At 47.9% G+C, this 20,563-nt stretch carries 13 protein-coding genes; 3 read left to right on the forward strand and 10 right to left on the reverse strand.

Annotated features, from left to right (window positions below; genetic code table 11):
* Positions 1–2: 2 nt before the first annotated feature.
* The 5 genes from ACJJI3_RS10130 to ACJJI3_RS10150 are packed head-to-tail and all read right to left on the reverse strand — an operon-like array spanning position 3 to position 4,549.
* Positions 3–779, reverse strand: a complete 777-nt coding sequence (locus ACJJI3_RS10130; protein WP_444942336.1) for an SDR family NAD(P)-dependent oxidoreductase — start codon at positions 777–779, stop codon at positions 3–5.
* 2 nt (positions 780–781) lie between these two features.
* Entirely contained in the window at positions 782–1,558 is a 777-nt protein-coding gene (locus tag ACJJI3_RS10135; RefSeq protein ID WP_282931833.1) for an SDR family oxidoreductase, read from the reverse strand.
* 24 nt (positions 1,559–1,582) lie between these two features.
* On the reverse strand, positions 1,583–2,635 hold the full coding sequence (locus tag ACJJI3_RS10140) for a phosphotransferase (RefSeq protein ID WP_444942337.1): 1,053 nt from the start codon (positions 2,633–2,635) through the stop codon (positions 1,583–1,585).
* Positions 2,628–3,860: an acyl-CoA dehydrogenase family protein gene (locus tag ACJJI3_RS10145; protein WP_444942338.1), complete on the reverse strand. Its 1,233-nt coding sequence runs from the start codon at positions 3,858–3,860 to the stop codon at positions 2,628–2,630. The genes ACJJI3_RS10140 and ACJJI3_RS10145 overlap by 8 nt, the downstream gene beginning before the upstream one ends.
* A 14-nt stretch (positions 3,861–3,874) precedes the next feature.
* The gene (locus ACJJI3_RS10150; RefSeq protein WP_444942339.1) at positions 3,875–4,549 is read right to left on the reverse strand and encodes a histidine phosphatase family protein; all 675 of its coding nucleotides are present in this window, start codon (positions 4,547–4,549) and stop codon (positions 3,875–3,877) included.
* A gap of 108 nt (positions 4,550–4,657) precedes the next feature.
* Between ACJJI3_RS10150 and ACJJI3_RS10155 the strand changes: the two genes are divergently transcribed.
* Positions 4,658–5,551, forward strand: coding sequence for a LysR family transcriptional regulator (locus ACJJI3_RS10155; RefSeq protein WP_444915918.1), 894 nt, complete (start codon positions 4,658–4,660; stop codon positions 5,549–5,551).
* 225 nt (positions 5,552–5,776) lie between these two features.
* Positions 5,777–7,813, forward strand: coding sequence for an oxidoreductase (locus ACJJI3_RS10160; RefSeq protein WP_413664906.1), 2,037 nt, complete (start codon positions 5,777–5,779; stop codon positions 7,811–7,813).
* An 84-nt stretch (positions 7,814–7,897) separates the two neighbouring features.
* On the opposite strand, the gene ACJJI3_RS10165 is transcribed toward ACJJI3_RS10160, so the two are convergent.
* Entirely contained in the window at positions 7,898–9,163 is a 1,266-nt protein-coding gene (locus ACJJI3_RS10165; protein ID WP_444942340.1) for an MFS transporter, read from the reverse strand.
* Between the two features lie 638 nt (positions 9,164–9,801).
* Here ACJJI3_RS10165 and ACJJI3_RS10170 point away from each other — a divergent pair.
* Positions 9,802–14,571, forward strand: coding sequence for a CapA family protein (locus ACJJI3_RS10170; protein ID WP_444942341.1), 4,770 nt, complete (start codon positions 9,802–9,804; stop codon positions 14,569–14,571).
* 36 nt (positions 14,572–14,607) lie between these two features.
* Here ACJJI3_RS10170 and ACJJI3_RS10175 read toward each other — a convergent pair whose 3' ends face one another.
* Genes ACJJI3_RS10175 through ACJJI3_RS10190 form a run of 4 tightly spaced genes read right to left on the reverse strand, consistent with a single transcriptional unit; the run spans position 14,608 to position 20,441 of the window.
* Positions 14,608–15,519: a transglutaminase-like domain-containing protein gene (locus ACJJI3_RS10175; protein WP_444942342.1), complete on the reverse strand. Its 912-nt coding sequence runs from the start codon at positions 15,517–15,519 to the stop codon at positions 14,608–14,610.
* A 12-nt stretch (positions 15,520–15,531) separates the two neighbouring features.
* Positions 15,532–16,788 (reverse strand): HlyD family type I secretion periplasmic adaptor subunit, encoded by a 1,257-nt coding sequence (locus tag ACJJI3_RS10180; RefSeq protein ID WP_444942343.1) that lies wholly within the window; start codon positions 16,786–16,788, stop codon positions 15,532–15,534.
* 21 nt (positions 16,789–16,809) lie between these two features.
* Positions 16,810–19,014: a type I secretion system permease/ATPase gene (locus tag ACJJI3_RS10185; protein WP_444942344.1), complete on the reverse strand. Its 2,205-nt coding sequence runs from the start codon at positions 19,012–19,014 to the stop codon at positions 16,810–16,812.
* A complete protein-coding gene (locus ACJJI3_RS10190; RefSeq protein WP_444942345.1) occupies positions 19,011–20,441 on the reverse strand; it encodes a TolC family outer membrane protein in 1,431 nt (476 codons plus the stop codon). The genes ACJJI3_RS10185 and ACJJI3_RS10190 overlap by 4 nt, the downstream gene beginning before the upstream one ends.
* Between the last annotated feature and the right edge of the window lie 122 nt (positions 20,442–20,563).

The following is a 20,563-nucleotide window of genomic DNA, read 5'->3' on the forward strand; positions in this document are numbered from 1 at the left end:
CCTCAATAGGCCGAGAGACCGCCATCTACTGCCAGTGCCTGCCCGGTAATGTAAGTCATTTTTGGGGAAACCAGCATCAACATGGCCGCTACGACTTCTTCCGGCTTGCCCAGGCGTTTCATCGGGCATCCCTCAGCGAGAAACGCTTGAACTTGTTCAGGGCTGGCATCTTCAGTTGCAATATCGGTAACCATCGGGGTTAGACAATAGAAGGGGCAAATCGCGTTTACACGGATACCGTACTTGGCGTTTTCCATCGCTGCCGTTTTGGTCAGGCCGATCACACCATGTTTTGCCGCTGCGTAAGAGGCTATCTTGGGAGCACCGCCCAGCCCCGCCATAGAGGAAACATTCAGTACAGCTCCGCTGGTCATCTTCAATAGGGGCAACTGGTGTTTAAGCCCCAGGAAAACCCCCTTAAGGTTAACGTTGTACTGAAGATCCATCATGGCCTCATCTGTCTGCTTGAGAGACATCATCGGAGGCGCGATTCCGGCATTGTTAACAGCGATATCCAGCTGTCCAAACTCTGACTGAGCCAATTGCGCCAGAGCAGCGCAATCAAACTCTTGGGAAACATCACAGCGCTGGGCGCGCACAGCAATATTTTGGCTTCCCAGTTTGTCTGCCAACTGCATCAAGGCCTCTTCATTGATATCTCCCAATACCAAACGAGCGCCCCGAGAACCAAGTTCCTCGGCCAATAATTTTCCAAATCCACTGGCAGCACCGGTAATCAATGCGACTTTATCACTAAAATCGAGAATTGGATCATGCATGGTTAAATCCCCCCACAAGAAGTCAAACCACCATCCACAACGACACATTCGCCGGTCGTATAACTGGAAGCATCGGAGACCAAGTACAAAACGGTGCCCGCCATCTCTTCCGGCTCCGCATGACGGTGCATGGGAATATGGCCAACAGCAGTTTTATAAATATCCTCGTGGGAAAACAATGCCCCGGCGAATTTGGTTTTTGTAAGCCCTGGTAGTAGAGCATTCACCCGGATATTAAATTGCGCACACTCCTTGGCAAACGCTTTGGTCATATTGACCACCGCCGCCTTGGTAATTGAATAAATACCCTGCCCAACACCCGGCTGCAAGGCATTCACTGAGGCAGTATTTACAATAACGCCACCACCCTGCTCTCGCATCAATTTGCCGGCTTCTACCGACATAAAGAAATAACCGCGTATATTGACCTCTACCGTCTTTTCGAAGGCCGCTAGATCAGTATCAAGAATATGGCCAAAATAGGGATTAGTCGCCGCATTGTTGACCAAAATATCCAAGCGACCAAATCGCTCGCGAATATCGCCAATAACCTGCTGGATATTATCCATGTTGCCAATATGGCAGGGGATTGCATCGGCACAGCCACCGGCATCCACAATTGCATCGGCTACGGCCTGACACCCTTCAATTTTTCTGCTGGAAACCAAAACATGGGCACCCTGCTCAGCCAAAAGTTTTGCGATGGCCTCACCAATACCCCGACTAGCACCCGTCACCAGGGCAATTTTTCCCGAGAGATCAAAAATATTCTTTGCCATTTCTTATCCTTATAATTTCACAAGTTAACCGTTAGCAGCGATATCCAATGCAGCTTGTGCGAGGGGTTCTACCAGGGCTCCCAGTTTTGCCGCATTTTTATTGGAGGCATTGCCGTCTTTTGCACGCTTCACCACCCCCTGAACAATCGCTGCCAGGCGAAAGAAGCTAAAAGCCAGATAAAACGGCCAATTATCAATCCCATCAATACCCATTCGCTGGCAGTATTTGGCCACATACTCTTTTTCGGAGGGGATACCCAAGGCCTTTATATCCAAGCCTAATAGGCCGGACATTTTGTCTTTGCCAGCGGGCATTCGCATTTGCATACACTGGTAAGCGAGGTCGGCATAGGGATGTCCCAGTGTGGAAAGTTCCCAATCCAAAAGCGCTATGACCTTGGGCTCCTGAGGATGGAAAATCATATTGTCGAGCCGGTAATCACCGTGCACCAATGCGATACGCCCATCATCATCCGGTAAAACGTCACCCAACCAGGCCATCAACTCATCCATTGCGGCAATGGGCTCCAGCTCAGAGGCTCGATATTGAGTGCTCCAGCGGTCCAACTGCCGCCGGAAGTAATTACCTGGTCGGCCGTAATCCGAAAGGCCTACGGCATTAATATCCAAACTGTGCATGGCCGCCAGTACACGATTCATTTCATCGTACATAGCGCTACGCTGCTCGGCGTCAACTTCCGGCAGTGCCGCATTCCAGAATATCCGACCCTCACAATATTCCATTAAATAAAACATAGAACCGATTAGGTCCCGGTCCTCACAGAGGTGCAATACCCTGGGCACCGGCACATTAGTATCGGCGAGTGCCGACATTACCCGGTACTCCCGATCTACGGCATGGGCAGATTTCAATAACTTGCCCGGAGGCTGGCGTCGCAAAACATATGATCGCGCCGGGGTCTGCAACTTGAAAGTGGGGTTAGACTGGCCACCGGGAAATTTGGTGACCGTTACAGGCCCATTGAAACCGTCGACTTTGCCGGACAAATATTCTTGCAGTCGCTCAACAGGCAGCTCTTCCACAGAGCTGCGCAAATTCTTTACCGTCTCAGTCACTGAGTCCTCCCTGATTTTCTGCGGCGGCATAGTGAGCTGCCAGGTTTCTGCCCAACTGCATCATATGAACTTGATCGGGACCATCCGCCAGACGGATGGTCCGAGCATAGGCATAGTGATGGGCGAGACTGTAATCCTGCCCCAATCCCGCGGCGCCGTGAATCTGTATGGCGCGATCTATCACCTTACAAGCCATCTGTGGCGCAACAATTTTTATCATTGCGATTAAACCTTTGGCCGCCTTATTGCCAAGTCGATCCATTTGCGCAGCGGCCTTCAGAGTCAGCAGGCGTGCCTGCTCGATTTCGCAGGCGGATTTGGCAATATCTTCCCGTACCGATCCCTGCTTGCTCATCGGGCGGCCAAAAACAATGCGCTGCTCCGCGCGTGCCGACATCATCTCCAGTGCTCTTTGAGCCTGGCCAATTAACCGCATACAGTGGTGTATCCTGCCCGGCCCCAAGCGTCCCTGTGCAATTTCAAAACCGCGCCCCTCTCCAAGAATTAAATGGCTGGCAGGCACCCGGACATTTTCAAAAATCACCTCTGCATGCCCTTCCGGTGCATCGTCATAACCGAATACCGTCATCGGGCGAACTATTTTGACTCCAGGCGTATCGGTGGGTACCAGGATTTGCGACTGCTGCTGGTGACGATTGGGATTTTCCGGGTCGGTCTTACCCATCACGATCATCACTTTACAGCGTTTATTCATCAGGCCACTGATATAAAACTTGTGGCCGTTAATAACGTAACTGTCGCCATCGCGGGTAATCGACGTTTCGATATTAGTGGCATCGGAGGAGGCAACCCGGGGTTCGGTCATAGCAAAGGCAGAGCGAATTTTTCCATCCAAAAGCGGGGTTAACCATTGTTCCCGCTGGGCCTCAGAACCGTATTGAGCCAAAACTTCCATATTGCCGGTATCCGGGGCATTACAGTTAAATACCTCCGATGCAAAAAGTACTTTCCCCATTTCCTCAGCCAGGGGTGCATACTCCAGGTTATTGAGCCCGGCACCGTAACGGGAATCCGGTAAAAACAGATTCCAGAGTTCCGCTTCCCGGGCTTTAATCTTTAATTCTGCCAAAATCGCCGGCTCTCCCCAGCGATCCTCCTGCAACTGCTGCATAAATATCGCTTCGGCGGGATAGATATACTCCTGCATAAAATTTTGCAGGCGTTCCAGCAGTCCTTTTACCTTGTCTGAGTATTCAAATTCCATCGTTACCTGCCCAATCAACTGTAAGTGATATATTCGTGACGCCCATCCCGATCCAGGTGCGGCACATGATTGAAACTGTGCAGACTGATATTTTCTGCACTGAAAAATAAACGGCTAACGGCTGTGTTTTGGATTTGCATATTGAGATTGGCGACGGTGGAAATTGAGCCGCCCAATATTTGCGTCAACATCATGGCAATGGCACCGCCCGAACTAACAACCAGGGTTCGGCTGCCTTTGGGGCTATCGCAAATGTTTTTAAGTGCATCTGCGATTCTGGCTTCAAAATGCGACCAGGTTTCCGGTGGACTGATCTCACCGGCGGCCCAAGCCAGCATCCCCTTCTTCAGGAATCGATAAAAATCGGCGCGACTGGCACCTGCTCCCGGTGCCTGACCCGGGTATAGCTCGCTGTAATGCTTGGCAACCGCTAGAAAATCAAATTCATTAAGCTGGGTGAGTACACTGCGGGTATTTTCACCGGGGATTTCCAGCCCCTCGCAAATGCCGTCCAAAGTTTGCCGGTGCCGGGTTAGATTGCCACACAGCAACCGGTCGAAACGAATACCCTTATCCCGCCAGTATTCACCCAACCAGCGCGACTGTTGCCAGCCGGTATCGGAGAGATTGTCATAGTCATCGGCCCCAAATGAAGCCTGTCCGTGACGTACCAGAATAAATTCAGCCACCTATTTCCCTCCCCTTTTGATCTCCCCAACCCTATCTCCAGCATTTGAATCATCAAAGTTTATTATGCGAATATTGAATCATTCATGAGAGTGATGATGGTGACAGCAATGCAATTACAGCGGATCGACATGAACCTCTTTCCCGTGCTGGAGGCGATATACACAACCCGAAACCTGACTCGTGCCGCTGAGCAACTGCACATCACCCAGCCGGCTGTCAGTAATGCCCTGGCGCGACTTCGCCGTACGTTAGACGACCCACTATTCACTCGCAGTCCCACCGGTATGGCACCGACGCCACTGACTGAAAGTATTATGCCGAAGGTCCAGGAAGCTCTTTCTCTACTGGGGGCAAGCCTTAGCGAGCAGCGTCACTTTGTGCCACAGGAAGCCAGAAAAACCTTGCGCCTCTCCATGAACGATATGGCGGAGACTTTCCTTTTACCCAGGCTGCTGGAAGTGCTGGAGCAGGAGGCCCCAGGTATTACTGTCGAGTCTTTCCAGGTCCCAAGGGAGCAGCTGGTCAAGGAACTGGCCGCCAACACCCTGGACTTTGCCCTGGATGTTCCCGTACCCACTTCCCCACACATAAAACAACAGCGACTGATGAACGATCGCTACCTGTGTATGTTGCGCCAGGATCACCCCTTGGCGGATTCCGCCAGCCTTACCCTGGAACAGTACCTCAAGCTGGAACATATCCATGTCTCCAGCCGTCGCAGTGGTCCGGGCCTGGAAGATATTGCCCTGAACAAGTTAGGGCGCCGTCGCAATGTGAAATTGAGGGTCCAGCACTACCGGGTCGCACCGTTAGTGGTATTGAGAACCGACCTGGCACTGACAGTCCCCGCCAGCCTGGCGCGACAGTACTCAGCCCGATTGTTTGAGCTTCCGTTTCAAATCCCACAAATGGACTGGCACCTGCTGTGGCATAAAAATCAACACGACGACCCAGCCAATCAATGGCTGCGAAACAAGTTGGTAAGCTTGGTAGAAGAGTAAACGAGCCTCTGTATACGTCGAGACAGGGAACCCTTAAAAAACACTTTATTTATAGATGAGAATGGGACGCATCAAGGTTAGATAAGGTCCGTAATTGATCACTGAATTCGACCGGTTAAGTCACTGTTTCACAGTGGGCCGTCTTGTTATCCTGCTGGGCAACGATATGCACTTTTTTGCATATACATAAATGAACCCTAAAGGTTACAAGAAGAGAAATTTGCCATGTCCCAAGCCTACCCTAATATGCTTGCCCCCCTGGACCTGGGCTTCACCACCCTGAAAAACCGGGTGCTGATGGGCTCCATGCACACCAACCTGGAAGAACACCCCAATGGCTTCACCCGTTTGGCGGCCTTTTTTGCCGAACGTGCCCGCGGTGGCGTTGGCCTGATTGTAACCGGTGGTATTGCCCCGAACGAAGAGAGTGGCGTATTCCAGGGCGCTTCGAAGATGACCACTTCGGAAGAAGCCCAGCAGCACCGCGAAGTCACCGATGCTGTTCACGCTGAGGGCGGCAAGATCTGTATGCAGATCCTGCACACCGGCCGCTACGCCTACAACGAAAACCTGATTGCACCCTCTCCCATCCAGGCGCCGATCAACCCCTTCACCCCGCGCGAATTGACCAGCGAGGAAATCGAAGGCCAGATCGATGACTATGTACGCTGCGCCACCCTGGCTCGCGAAGCCGGCTACGATGGTGTGGAGATCATGGGCTCCGAGGGTTACTTTATTAACCAGTTCATCGTGAAACGCACCAACAAGCGTACCGATGAATGGGGCGGCTCCTTCGAAAACCGTATCCGCCTGCCGATCGAAGTTGTGCGCCGCGTACGGGAAGCCGTCGGTGAGAACTTTATTATTATCTACCGCCTGTCCATGTTGGACCTGGTAGAAGATGGCAGTGACTTCGATGAAGTAGTGGCTCTGGGCCAGGCTATCGAAAAAGCTGGCGCCACAATTATCAATACCGGTATCGGCTGGCACGAAGCGCGCGTTCCCACTATTGCCACCAGTGTTCCCCGCGCGGCATTTACCGACATTACTGCCAAGGTGAAAAAGCACCTGTCTATCCCGGTAGTTGCCAGCAACCGTATCAATGTGCCGGAAGTCGCCGAAGAAGTTCTGTCCTCCGGCCAGGCTGACATGATCTCCATGGCACGCCCCTTCCTGGCAGACTCTGAGTTCGTCAACAAAGCCGCCGAAGGCCGCGCCGACGAGATCAACACTTGCATTGGCTGTAACCAAGCGTGTCTGGACCACACTTTCCAGCTGAAACTGACCTCCTGTCTGGTAAACCCCCGCGCTTGTCACGAAACCGAATTGAACTACCTGCCTACCGACAACGTGAAAAAGGTAGCTGTAATCGGCGCCGGCCCTGCGGGCATGGCCGCATCTACCGTTGCCGCAGAGCGTGGACACGAAGTAACCCTGTTCGAAGGCAGCGATAAGATTGGTGGCCAGTTCAATATCGCCAAGCAGATCCCCGGCAAGGCAGAATTCCAGGAAACCCTGCGCTACTTTAAGCGCCGCCTGGAAGTCACCGGTGTTGAAGTAAAACTTAATACCATTGCCACAGCAGAAGACCTGCAATCTTTTGATGAAGTGATTATTGCTACCGGTATCGAGCCGCGCACTCCACCGATCCCCGGCATTGAGAGCGATAAAGTCCTGGGTTACCTGGATGTACTGAAGCACAAGAAGCCGGTTGGCGAGAAGGTTGCCATTATCGGAGCCGGCGGTATCGGCTTTGATGTAGCGGAGTACCTGACCCACGATGGCCCCCACTCCACTGAAGATGAAGTGGTCGCCAGCGATAAAGAAGAGTTCTTCAACGAATGGGGTGTCGATATTGCCCTGGAGAATCGCTCCGGCCTGAAGCCTCGCGAAGCAGTGAGCTCTCCACGCCAGGTATATTTGTTGCAACGCAAAACCACCAAAGTGGGCGCAGGCCTGGGTAAAACCACCGGCTGGATTCATCGCGGCAGCCTACAGCATCGCAAGGTAGAGATGATTGCCGGTGCCCTTTACGACAAAATTGACGATAAAGGCCTGCATATCCGCGTTGGTGAAGAGGAAAAGGTACTGGAAGTCGACAATATTATTGTCTGCGCCGGTCAGGAGCCCGCACGCAAGCTATACGAAGCTCTGCAAGAGCGCGGCGTAACCACCCATCTGATTGGTGGCGCTGATGAAGCCGCAGAACTCGATGCCAAGCGCGCTATCGACCAGGGCTCACGTCTCGCTGCCGAGATCTAATTTCCCGGCGATCACAAAATAAAATACCCCCGTCGACCAGAGTTGGCGGGGGTATTTTTTTGCCCTTAAATTCTGTATCCGGTGCTAGGACACATTGGCGACTCGATCCGCGACTACCGTTCCCTCAGGCTCAGGCCATTCAGGGCGAGACAGATACTCGGTAAGGCGATAGAGCACGAACACGACTCCACATAACACCACTAACAAGCCGTATAGGGCCGGGCCACTCCACCATTGGATAATCACGCCACCAATTAATGGCGCCATCGACCAGCCAATAGCATAAAAGGAAGAGGCCCCAAAATAGGTACCACGTAAATGGGACGGTGCCAGCCGATCAATTTGAATACTCATGGTTGGAAACAAAATTGCCTCAGCCAGACTCAAAATAAAAGTCGCTCCGAGCCAACCCCAAAACCAATCTACCGGATTTAGGGCATACCAAAGCTGGGAGATCGACAAAATACCCAACCCAATCACAATACGGGTGTTAATGGCCAGCGGTCCCATTAACTTCATAATGGGAAACTGCAGTAATACTATCGTCGACGCATTAACAAAGATCATGCTGGATATCAGCTCTACCAATCCCGGCGCTTCAGCGCGGGTGAGGTATTGCACCAAGCTTGAATCCATATGCGCATAGATAAACAGCGTTAAAATATTCGCAATAATCACCACCAGAAATACCTGATCACGGCGCAATACCGAGAGCGTATTTCCCAGAGATACGCCCGCATCCCTTTGCTTACTCGCTAAACGCCCGCTCTCGGTTCTGGCAAAACCCCAAACAAAGGCCAGGGCTAAGAGTAAGTAGCTGAGAGAGGTGAGCCCAAAAGTGGATTGCTGCGCACTCAAACCAGCCCAGACACCCACAATCGGCCCCAGCGCGGCCCCCACATTAATCAGGAAGTAGCGGAATTGCAGCGCCAATTCACGGCTGGCTTGATCGTCAATTAAGTCGCCTATCAGCGCACTCGCCGGCGGCTCCCACACCGCGCGACCAATAGCACACAGGGTCATCGCACAGATAAATCCTACCAAGGTTTGCGTCACAGCCAACAAGGCAAAGGAAAAAATACTCACAATACAGCCAAGCAATAGCATATTGCGACGCCCATAGCGATCCGATAGCGCACCGGTAAAGAAGCCCAACACAGCAGCACCAACGGCAGATGCACTTAAGATCAAACCAATTTCAGCCGCGCCGAGGTGAAACTTTTCAAATAGAAGGATGGCCAGGAAAGGCCAGACCATAAAATAAGTTCCACGGCTAAAAAAACTGCCAATTAAAATAATCCAAACTAACGGAGGGAAGCTCCTCAAGCTTCTCCACCACTTCCCATTCATGGTTACTACTCCAATAGATTCACTGCCAACAATTCGATAGAGGCACCTGTCCTGTATGGTTTAAGTTGACTGGTTCCAGATAAAAGAATGGCGCTAAGGCCACTCGGCGAGTGCCCGAAAGACATTGGTACAAATACAAACCCGGAAGGTTCTCTCACTATTCGGCCAAGGTGCCCATCTTTCTGGGGAGGGCAAGCAGCCTACCTCAGAAAATTAAGAGGCAGACAAAGAAGAGTTTCAGTAAGCAAGATGAATTTGAGACAAACAACCTATATTTACCGACAAAAAAACCCGAGATGATAAGATCCCGGGTTTCCTTCTTGGCAGAAAATGCTCCTGCCCTACGGCTAAACCTTGGTATTAACCCACACTGTTAATTACAGTGTTAATAGAGAATAATCTGAGCGAGTTGCACAACAATCATTCTGAATACGGTTACCCAATACTATCCGACAAGATTTGTTTTGAAAACCCAAATTGACAGATAAAACAAAAAAATATTTGCCACACCACCACCCCAGTACAAACCACTAAAAGCAGAATCTTCCCCCCCGTCTATACTCGTTCAGGAAAAGCACCCGAGCCGACCAGCAGAAAAAATACTGCCACGCTTTTTTAATAGAGAGATAAGTCGCGACATGTCCCTATCCAACATGCTCGTTCAAGTGCGTGCTCAGGTTGAGCAGGCACTGGGTAAGCAACGCCCCCCCTATACCTTGTTTTTTTCAATTAGTGATGCCAAGCATCGCGCCATCGTGAAGCATAAAACGGCGGCGGATATTTCGGAAGCCTGGCAAGCCTTAGCAAAGACAACCCAAAGGGCAGCAAAGTCGCACAAGATGGAACCCTGTTGGTTACGTGTCGATTGGGTCACCCAAAAAAGCACAATGACATTTGCAGGCCTGGAAGAAATCCTTAAAGACACCAAGAGGTCGTATTTCCGCTATGGCCTCGCACTTGATATGGACTGCGAAATAGCATTCCTGGAGCAAGAGCTAAATGCTAATGCCATGCTCTATGGCGGAAATCAGATTGATCATGTCATTATTAATGAGAACAATTTTCTTGCCTACGCTAAGCAAAGATTCGGTATAAATACCGAGCTGGATTTTTCAGAAGAAAAGACTGTGCTTCTGCTTTCAACTCAGGGAGTTTTCTGTGAATCCAAACGTCAGCCCGTTTGCCTCTACGGACCCGGTTTAGATGCCGGCCGACGTGTCATAGAAAAATTAGATACTAATACTGTCTCTGAATTGATTAGAAACAGCAGTAACTACTTAAGCTCTCAAGTCAAAAAGAATGGCTCCTTCCACTATGGTTGGCACGCCTGTTTCGACCGGAAGATCGATACCTATAACAACTTACGACATGCCAGTAGTACTTATTCGATGATTGAAGCCTGGGAGGTTACTGGCGACAAAGCTCTAATGAGCTCCATACATCGATCACTGGAACACCTTACAACAGAGCTAATTCAGACCGCCACCCTCCCCTCAGGCGCTGAGGGAGCTTTTTTGGTAGAGGCAAATAATGAAATAAAACTAGGTGGCAACGCAGTATCACTGTTAGCCCTGGTAAAGTACTCTGAGGCAACGAAAACCGACAAGTATTCCAAACTGATGGAGCAATTAGCACTTGGGATAGAGTATATGCAGGACTCAATCACCGGGCAGTTCTCCCATGTTCTTGAATTTCCAGATCTTCAAGTTAAAGATAAACATAGGGTCATCTATTACGACGGTGAAGCTGCCTTTGGCTTGATGCGCCTCTATGGCTTTACTAAAGATTCACGCTGGCTAAATTTGGTTGAAAAGGCATTTGATTATTTCATTCAAGCCAATCACTGGCGCGCCCACGATCATTGGTTAAGCTACTGCGTTAATGAATTAACCCTTTATCGCCCCGAAGAGAAGTACTACCAGTTCGGTATTCGAAACTTCGCCAGCTATTTGGATTTTGTGGAGAATAGGATAACCACATTCCCTACTCTGCTTGAATTGATGATGGCAGCTGAAAAGATGGTAACTCGCTTGGGCAAAGAGCCCGAGTTCCAATATTTACTTGACCAGGTAGACCTAAAACTCTTTTACAGAGCACTACATAAGCGTGCGATGTACCTTCTAAATGGGTATTTCTGGCCTGAATTCGCCATGTATTTCAAGAATCCCAAACGTATATTGGGAAGCTTCTTTATCCGGCACCATGCCTTCAGAATCCGTATTGATGATGTCGAGCACTATCTATCTGGTTTTGTCGCTTATCGAAAGTACCTGCTTACGCCCAAAAATGCACCCGAGGATATTGAGGAGGCATACCAAGAAATGACCGTCGAGCCAACTGCCGGCTCCCACAAGTCACTACCAGTGCTCGCTTGGGGAGGAGATGTTAACTTAGCCCGGAGGCAGCATTACCGTACGGCCCAATTTGGCACCGAAAAAGTACTCGGCACAGTCATTGCCCTAAAAAACGCAGATATAAGCGTCGTTAACTTAGAGTGTGTCGTCGGAACTGAGGGTGAGCAAGGGATCAGTAAAGGCGAATCGTCCCCATACTATTACCGAGCCCGGCCCGAAATGCTTTCGGTATTAATGGAAGCCGGTATTGATGTTGTTGTCACTGCAAATAATCACAGTGGAGACTATGGCACTGCTGCGTTAATGGAACAGCAGTATTGGCTCAACGAAACCGGTATCGGGCACACAGGCTCAGGCATCAATATCGAAGAAGCTCTGGCCCCAGTATATCGCCCGGCAGGCCGACTTAATATAGCCATTTTTTCTCTTGATGCTACACAACCCCGATTTGCAGCAGGTCCAAATACTCCCGGATGTGCACACTTGCCACTAACCATGCCCAGTCTCTGGTTCGACAATTTGAAGCCTCGAATTGAGGCCGCGCGAGAGAAAGCTCATATAGTACTTGTCGCTGTTCACTGGGGAGGCAACAGAGAACCCGAACCCAGCGAAGACGAAATCGCTATTGGTCATGCCATTATCGATGCAGGGGCAGATGGTATTCTGGGTACCAGTGCGCATAACCTACAAGGTATTGAAGTCTATAAGAATCGGCCAATCATCCATGACGCCGGGGATCTATTATTTGATGCAGTTCGGCGAAGCTTGGCAGATAGTGGAGTCTTTCGGCTTTACTTAAGTGAAAAAGGAGTAGAAAAGGTTGTCTTTGTACCTGTAGGTGTCGGATTTGGCTTTAGCAAGCAGTTGAGTGGAGATAGCGCAAAAGAGCTTACCCAACGATTTTCCAAATTCTGTTCAGCTCTGGGAACAAACCTAGTACCGAATTCAGATGGTAGCGGAACCATTTTGCTTTCGCCTCCGGATAGACAATACCGTAAATTACCACATCTCTTTAAAACCCATTACAAACGGGACCCGATTAAGCAGCAGCGTCCATTGAGTCCAAACTGGACAGTAGATCAAGTACCCCTGGATGCGCAGATCCCTCCGCTTGAATGCGGACCGCTTAAATTATTAGGTGTCAGGTTTTATCCCCGTGAAATAAAAACTCGCCAGATGCTGTGGGTAGAATCCTTCTGGACTACTGACGAGAAAGTACAGGAAGATTTTCGCCTGGACTTTCGAGCTATCCCCATTAAGGAAACATCTATGCCTTATTGGGGAAAATCGATGGACCATGATCCCTGTGATTGGCAGGTACCCACCACAAAATGGCAGCCAGGGGTAATCTACCGAGACCTGTATGGAATAAGAGCACCAGCAAAGAATGAACTTCAACCTGTACATTTACATTTAGCCGTAGGCCTAATTTCAAACACCACCCAGATTAAACCCATACTCGTAGGGGGAATGATTACCCAACTGAATCTACTGGGGAAGAAGCCCTCCACACGTCCCAGAGTCCCCAATTATATGACCGAGTTCCCATCGGTTATTTATCAACATCATCCAGGTCAAACTTGGAACGAAGAACAAATTAATGCAATTGCAGGTGGCAGATGGTTGGTCCCTCCCCCAAAGGGATGGTTTGTCCGAAGTGTAATCTCAGGGAGCAGTTTTATAGAGGAGTCTCTCGACCCGATTCTATTCGTTGCACACACTAATCTTGATCGAGCTTACCATGAACAAAGCTCAAAAAAGCCAACCAAATTTTGGGATTTCCACCAGAAACTCCCTTCTTTTGCCGATCAAATTGCCGGAGTAATTGTATCCAAACCCGTTGCTGGACTTCCAAAAGATCTCCCTGTACTCCAGGTAAAAGACCCAATCAAAGTCATTGTCGAATTAGGTTTAGCGGCAAGGGAGCGATTTACTGGTGATGTAATAGCAATTACTGGCACTGCGGGAAAGTCAACAACACTCAAGATGATTACCCAAATGCTGGGAACAAGAGAAAAAATACTTTCCAGCATGGGGAACTATAACTCTCGCGTAGGTGCGCCGTCGATGATGGCTAGCCTGAATCAAGATCATGAAGTCGCAGTTATAGAAGTTGCTCAAAGTGCCCTATGGATGAAACGTGGCCCTATTACACATCAAGTAAAACCCACTATTGCCTTAATAACCGAAATTGGAATGTCTCAAACTAGTCACCACGTAAAATGTGTCGAAGATACTGCTCGTTGGAAGTCGCGAATTTATGATGGTCTTACTGGCTCCGCTATCGCTATTGCTGGAGAGCATCTAAAGTGCTTTGACTATGTATTGAAGAAAGCCAAGAAACATGCAAAGCGAATCATCATCTTTGGGGAAAGTCCTAATGCTGAAGTTCGTATTCTGGGAGTACGTACCGATGAATCTGGTAGCTGGGTCCAACTGAAATTTCCTAAGCGGGAATTGGAACTTCGCGTTCCTGCTCCAAGTATCGGTATGCTACACAATGCTGTAGCCTCCATTTGCGCAGTCTATGCCTTGGGCAGAGATATCGATGCAGCGGCATTAAAACTACAAGAACTACAGTTAGATGACAGCCACCTACAGCGCACCCGTATAAAAGTGCATGGGAAATCCATTAGTCTGATCGATGATAGTTGGAATGCTACTGTCAGCTCAATGCTTAATGCTTTTTCCGTATTTGCACAAACTGAAACTCAAGATAAAGGAAGAAAGATTGCCGTTCTAGGCCGAATCGTTCATTTAGGCGAAAAAGCCAAGGAGCTTCATGAGAGCCTTGCTGGCCCCCTTATTCAAAGCAAGGTAAATTGGGTAATAACCCATGGCGAGGAGATGGAGTATCTTCGCAAGGTGCTGCCTGATGAATTATTAGGCCCTCACTTTTCCGAAGCTCCCGCCTTGGTAAGTTATCTAACAGACTTTTGTCAGGATTCAGACCTTATCCTTTTAAAAGGCTCAAGGCGGGATTCAGATTTTGGCTCTATTCCTGCACTGCTAGATAAACTCCAAAAAACCGGGCAGACTTTGGAAACAGAATAAAATTCAGTCTACAAAATATATCAGAACAAGTAGTCGCTATTGTAAGCTCCACTCAATAGCGACCTTTGTTTGGTCTACATTTCCCCTAAATTCTTTAGGCCACAAATTGGACCACACCCAAGTAAAATCGCGGGTAAGGGTAATTTTACTGAGCTGTCCTCTACCAAATCCATATCCAAATCGAGACTCTTGAGCTAAATTAGGGTCTACCGGCATCCAGCGTCCATTCATGTAGACTTCAGCAGCATGATGATTGGGTTGTTTAAATTGCTTTCTTTTAGTAAAAAGAAACTCAGAAGTGACCCTTGCTGGATAGCCCATTGAACGGGCCAAAGCAACAAAGAGAGCTGCATACTCTGTACAATCGCCCTTTCTTGACTCGAGTGCCGCAAGTGCGCCTTTTGTCGATTGGATTTTATATTCGATAACAGCTTGAGGTAAGAGAAATGCAGCTCGCAATCGCCCCTCTTCATCAGAAAACGTATTCTGAATTTCCAAGGACAATTTTTTTATTGCCAAAGCATCTGATTCAATATATTTTGCTGGCTGAAGATATTGTTTAGCCGGATAAGGCTCACGACCTCGAGAAATTTTGGCATAATCATAAGAACTCAACAAAAGGTCAAAATGAAATTTTCGCTTGACGACCTTTCCTGCAGGTATGTCTAGTCTTACCTCTAAATACTTGGAATCTCCCTTCTTATGATCTTTGATAACAAAATTTTCAGGGTAATCGTATCTTATCTCTTTTAATGACTGCTGCAATCCAGTTTCAACTGGCATCGACAATCTGTGAATATACCCTATGACATCACGCTCAGAGTGATTTTCAATAGTAACTTCTGCGGACAAGGTAACCTTCTTGCTATCAGCTGCTGCACCGCACCAAAAACCAAAAAGGCCGAGAAAAATACAAAACACCGAAAACGCGATTTTGCTACCAAGCATCAATTCCCACCGCTATCTCTCTCGTAAAGCTTCACCTGCTCTGTTAATCGGCTTTAACAGATAATCAAAGATGGTTTTTGATCCTGTTTTGATATCCACCGTAGCAATCATCCCTGGCACAATTGGGAATTTCTTTCCAACTTTATTTATCAAGGAATCTTTTTCAGTTAGGATAAAAACCCGATAATAATACTCCCCTGGTGTAAATTCATCTTGTATTGTATCTGGAGATATAGTCGTAACCTCACCATCTAAGCCTCCATATACTGCATACTCATAAGCTGTTATTTTTACCTTGGCAGCCTGCCCAGGACGGATAAATGCCACATCTCTAGGTGATATTTTTGCCTCAATTAAGAGCTGATCGTCCAGAGGAACTATCTCCATTAATTTTCCATTGGGTGGCACAACTCCGCCTATTGTCGTAACTTCAATAGCCTTAACGATACCCCTCACAGGAGATCGATGAGTCAACCGGGTCAAGGAGTCAGACCGCCCCTCTTTTACGGAAGAAAGTGACTCAACTTCTGCTCTAACATTGGCAAGCTCTTCTCGAGCCTTGACCATATAATCGGACTTGATTTCCAGAATTTTGGTTTCCAGCTCTGACTTCTGTCGTTGCAGACGCAACACATCGACACTACTAGCCGCCCCGGAATCAAGTAAAGAAGTTGTGATAGTTAGCTCCTTGCTAACCAACTCTAATGTTTCTTTTGAACCACGAAGGGATTCCGCCAGACCTCGCTGTCTTATATCAAATAACTTCTTTTCTGTAGCAATAAGTTCGGTGAACTCTGAAAGTTCTTCCGGGAATTTTATTGGTATTCCATTTACTTCGGCACTTAGGCGGGAAACGCTTGCAAGAGCAGCTCTATATCTTGCTGAAATTTCATCTACATTTGAGCGAAGCTTTGTTGGATCCAGTTGTGCTAACACCTCTCCTTTCTCGACAATATCTCCCTCAGATACTTTTAAATCAGCAAGTATGCCCCCCTCCAAAGACTGAATAATTTGTGAACGTGAAGTTGGCACTACTTTTCCACTACCCGATGACACTTCATCCACTTTAGCGAGATATGACCAAGTCACTGACGTTGCGAGAAGTAGGAAAAACACCCAAACAATTCTTCCAGAACGAACCAGAGATGCATCATCAACATCATCGCCATACTGCTTTTCGTCATTTTGTGAGTCTATATCTAGTAGGGCAACGCGTTTTGGTTCTCGCCGAGGGTGTAATAGCAAATCGTGACCATCTGCGTTTGACATGGCTACCTCGCCAAAATTTGTCTATGAAACCTTCTCACCCTGTTGGGTATCTTTGCCTTTTTGTCGTGACAATATGGAAATCGCCTTATCTTTGGGCTCATCTAAAGCAACTCTGCCGCTATCTAAAACTATTACGCGATCCACAAAATTTAGAATACTTGTTCTATGAGTAGCGACTACAACTGTCCGCTCAGCACTCCACTGTGAAAGAGCATGAATAAACCGCTTCTCAGTAGCTTCATCCAGGGCTGACGTTGGCTCATCTAACAAAAGAACATTTGGTTGGCGTAGAAGCAGGCGGGCTAGAAGTAGAGATTGCTTTTGTCCTCCAGAGAGTCCAAACCCTCCTTCCTGGATCAAGCAACCCAACCCTTTTGGAAGCTTGTTAACAAAAGCCTTGGCGCCTGTCATATCAAGCGCCCACATAATTTCCTCATCACTGGCATACGGGGCGCCTAGCACCAGGTTTTCATAAATAGTGCCATGGAAAAGGCCTGTTTTCTGACTAAGCAGGGAAACATCACGCCTGACATCAGCAGGATCTATGTGGGCAAGGCTCACATCATCAAGCCGCAACTGCCCCCTGGCAGGCTCAATGTATCCCGATAAAGCATGTAAAAAGGTTGACTTCCCTGACCCATTTCTGCCCAGGATCGCAATTCGCTCACCTTGATGTATTTTTAGGTCGGAAATAATCAGTGCCGGTTCAGCAGCACTATCTCCGTAGTTATATACCGTTTGCTGAAAGTGATAATTGCCCTGGATAACTGATTTTTGTACTTTTTTTTCATTTTCAGGATTATCAACCGGCAGCTGCATAATTTGATCAATACCCTGCATCGCAAACCTAGCCTGCTGCCACCGACTAAGAACTTGGGTTATATTTGCCATTGGCGCCATCATTCTGGAGCCCAGAATCGAGGCCGCTACCAAAGCACCGGTCGTCATACCCCCTTCCATTACCATCGGCGCCCCAAAAAGAACAACAACAGCAAAAACCGATGATTGAACATTGTGAGTCCAACTCAGTAACAACCCTACCAAATACCGCAATTTAAGACTGGATTCGGCGGTAATGGCATTGAAGTGATTCCACTGCCCCTGAAATCTCTGCTCTGCCTGCATGGCTTTTATATCTTCAAGTCCCTGCACTGTCTCAATTAGCATGGCATTGCGCAGAGCACCCTCTCTGATTGATTCTTTGGAGAGAGTTGCCAATTTTGGCTGAAGTAGCAAACCAGGAATTATCAGTAGGAAGACTGCTACCAAAGGAATTAATGCCAGGCTTCCTGCAATCCACCACATAACAAACAGAAAAAGTATAAAAAATGGAAGGTCCGCGAGTGCCAGTATTGTCGAGGATGTAAACAACTCTCTTATTCTTTCAAGATCTCTAATTTGTGAAATAAAGGTCCCTGTAGACTTTGGCCTTGCCTGATCTTTGACCCGAATAGCATGGCCAAAAACTAAATCTGACATACGAATATCCGCACGTTTTCCCAACAGATCCGTTACCCTGACCCGCATGGTTCTCATAATGAAGTCAAAAACAATGGCAACTACAACACCACTAAAAAGGACATAAAGTGTTGGCAATGACTCGGCGGGGATTACTCGATCATAGACTTGCTTGGAAAAAATGATGCCTGCTAACGCCAATGAATTAGCGATTGTAGTAGCAATCATCACATGAAAGTAGGGTTTTAAGTCCCGTAATATAATACGTCGAAACCAATGTTTATCGTGGGGCTTAATGTACTCATCAATTCTAGAATCAGTCGCTGTACGCCTAGGCCGGAATATTGCCAAACTTAAAATTTGACTCTTCAACTCACACAGAGGCACACTCGTTTTTAGGCCTTTATCGCCACAGTAGGTAACACTCAGTTGCTCTTGCTTGGATACAGAATCGATGACAATCAACTGTCCATCTATCGTTTGTGCTACAACAGGCAATCTCCAAGAATTAATCGCAGACTCTGTGAATGGGCAAAATTTAACCGTTAGGCCTGCTTGCCGCGACATCTGACGAATAACACCTTCTACCGAATCACAGCCCCCCCAATTTCCCGCTATTCGTACTCTCTCAGCCGAACAGTCGATACGATAATGTCGTGCAATGGCAATAATTGCCTCACACCATGGATCAAAGTCAGATGCCATATTGGAGGTATCTAAAGATGAACCCTCACCATCATTAGTACTTTCAATTTGGTTATTATTCAAGGCAACACCTCCACGCCCTGAATTTGAATACCTTCTAGCTTGAAGGCTTCACGCATACCGCCACGACTATGTAAGCAGTCAATTTTTAATAAATGCAAATCAAAAATCGTATTATTTTTTTCCAGACGAGCAAGGTGTAATTCCTGCTCTGAATTTAGCAAATCAATTAAAGTTCTTGTTCCCAAGGTGGAGTATTGCTGCTTATACAGATCCCTTGTTTCTGCAATTGCACTTTCCCTGGCACTAAGCGCCCCCAAACTTCGCATTAACCCTTCTGCCTCCTCTTGTGCCTCCCGATACTTTTGGGTTGCTGACAGCTGAGCTGAATCCCGAGCAGCATCCGCTGACTGTAAGGCATAATTAGCGCCTTCTCGACCAGCAGATATTTTTCCGCCTTGGTATATAGGCATGGAAACATTTAGGAAGATGGCTTTTTCATTTTCATTGAGGGCGTTGGCATCTACATAGTTTTGATCCAAATATTGATTTACATTACCGTCCAAAGTGAATGTCGGCCAAGTGTTTGCTTTCGCCAACTTTAGTTTCGCTTCTGCCTCAGCTCTATCTGCTTCGGCAACCAGAACCTCTGGAACAGAGGACAGATTAAACGATTCAACGTCACAAGCTTGGGCGACATCTTCCGGAACATACATAGCAACTCGAAAAGGGGACTGAAAGCCTGTTAATTTTTGTAGCGTGCTACGCCACCGACGCAACAGGGCTTCAACCTGTTGCTTGGAGGCCTGCGCAGCATCTACTCTAGACTGAGCTTGTAAAACATCTGAACGAGAACTCACCCCTCGTTCTTTTCGAATTTGCACAAGTCTGGCAATAGCAGATACACCTTGAACTTGTGCATCAGAAGTAATTAGAAGTGACTGGTAACGTTGAACTTCAATCGCAGCTTTTGCAGTTCTCCTTGCAACTTCATCAATAGATTGGAGAACTTCAGCTTGCGATCTTTGCACCCCAGCTTGGGCAACAGAAACGCTACTGGATACTTTGCCAAAGTCATAAACCATCTGTGAAACATTCATCTGAAATGCGTGACCATCACCTTCACGCTTATATTCAGAATCATGCCCAGCCACGACACCAGCACTCAACTGCGGGAAATATCCTGACCTTGCGGAACGGACGCCCTGCCTCTGCTGGTAAAGACTACCTATTGCTTCTGCAATTAGGGGGTGCCAACCCACCGCTTGATGCACGACTTCAAGGATATTAAGTTCATTTCGTTTAATTCCCCTTTCATACTCACTAAACGATAACTGCCTAAGTGAATCATTCACTTCGACATCCATTTTACTTGGACTAATTACTTCAGCTGTGGGAGACGAACCAAAGAGGTCAGCTTCAGCAAGGAGAGCCCAAAATGCCAGAGCAAATAGCATTGACATTTTCCATAGTCGTTTAAACACTTCCACTATGTTCACTTTTCACTGATTATTGGAGAGATAAAACACGCACTCACCGCTAGACATCAACGGTTTCGTAGAGTGGCTACGAAAGTCTAGCCAAAAAAAACCGGGCCTTGCGGCCCGGTAAA

The organism is Microbulbifer maximicatervae (SeqCode), assembly GCF_052466985.1.

What these genes read in the sequence shown, in the direction of transcription:
- ACJJI3_RS10165 (WP_444942340.1), bottom strand. Translation starts at nt 9,163, where the DNA reads ATGAATGGGAAGTGGTGGAGAAGCTTGAGGAGCTTCCCTCCGTTAGTT.
- ACJJI3_RS10180 (WP_444942343.1), bottom strand. Translation starts at nt 16,788, where the DNA reads ATGTCAAACGCAGATGGTCACGATTTGCTATTACACCCTCGGCGAGAA.
- ACJJI3_RS10155 (WP_444915918.1), top strand. Translation starts at nt 4,658, where the DNA reads ATGCAATTACAGCGGATCGACATGAACCTCTTTCCCGTGCTGGAGGCG.
- ACJJI3_RS10135 (WP_282931833.1), bottom strand. Translation starts at nt 1,558, where the DNA reads ATGGCAAAGAATATTTTTGATCTCTCGGGAAAAATTGCCCTGGTGACG.
- ACJJI3_RS10145 (WP_444942338.1), bottom strand. Translation starts at nt 3,860, where the DNA reads ATGGAATTTGAATACTCAGACAAGGTAAAAGGACTGCTGGAACGCCTG.
- ACJJI3_RS10170 (WP_444942341.1), top strand. Translation starts at nt 9,802, where the DNA reads ATGTCCCTATCCAACATGCTCGTTCAAGTGCGTGCTCAGGTTGAGCAG.
- ACJJI3_RS10130 (WP_444942336.1), bottom strand. Translation starts at nt 779, where the DNA reads ATGCATGATCCAATTCTCGATTTTAGTGATAAAGTCGCATTGATTACC.
- ACJJI3_RS10160 (WP_413664906.1), top strand. Translation starts at nt 5,777, where the DNA reads ATGTCCCAAGCCTACCCTAATATGCTTGCCCCCCTGGACCTGGGCTTC.
- ACJJI3_RS10175 (WP_444942342.1), bottom strand. Translation starts at nt 15,519, where the DNA reads ATGCTTGGTAGCAAAATCGCGTTTTCGGTGTTTTGTATTTTTCTCGGC.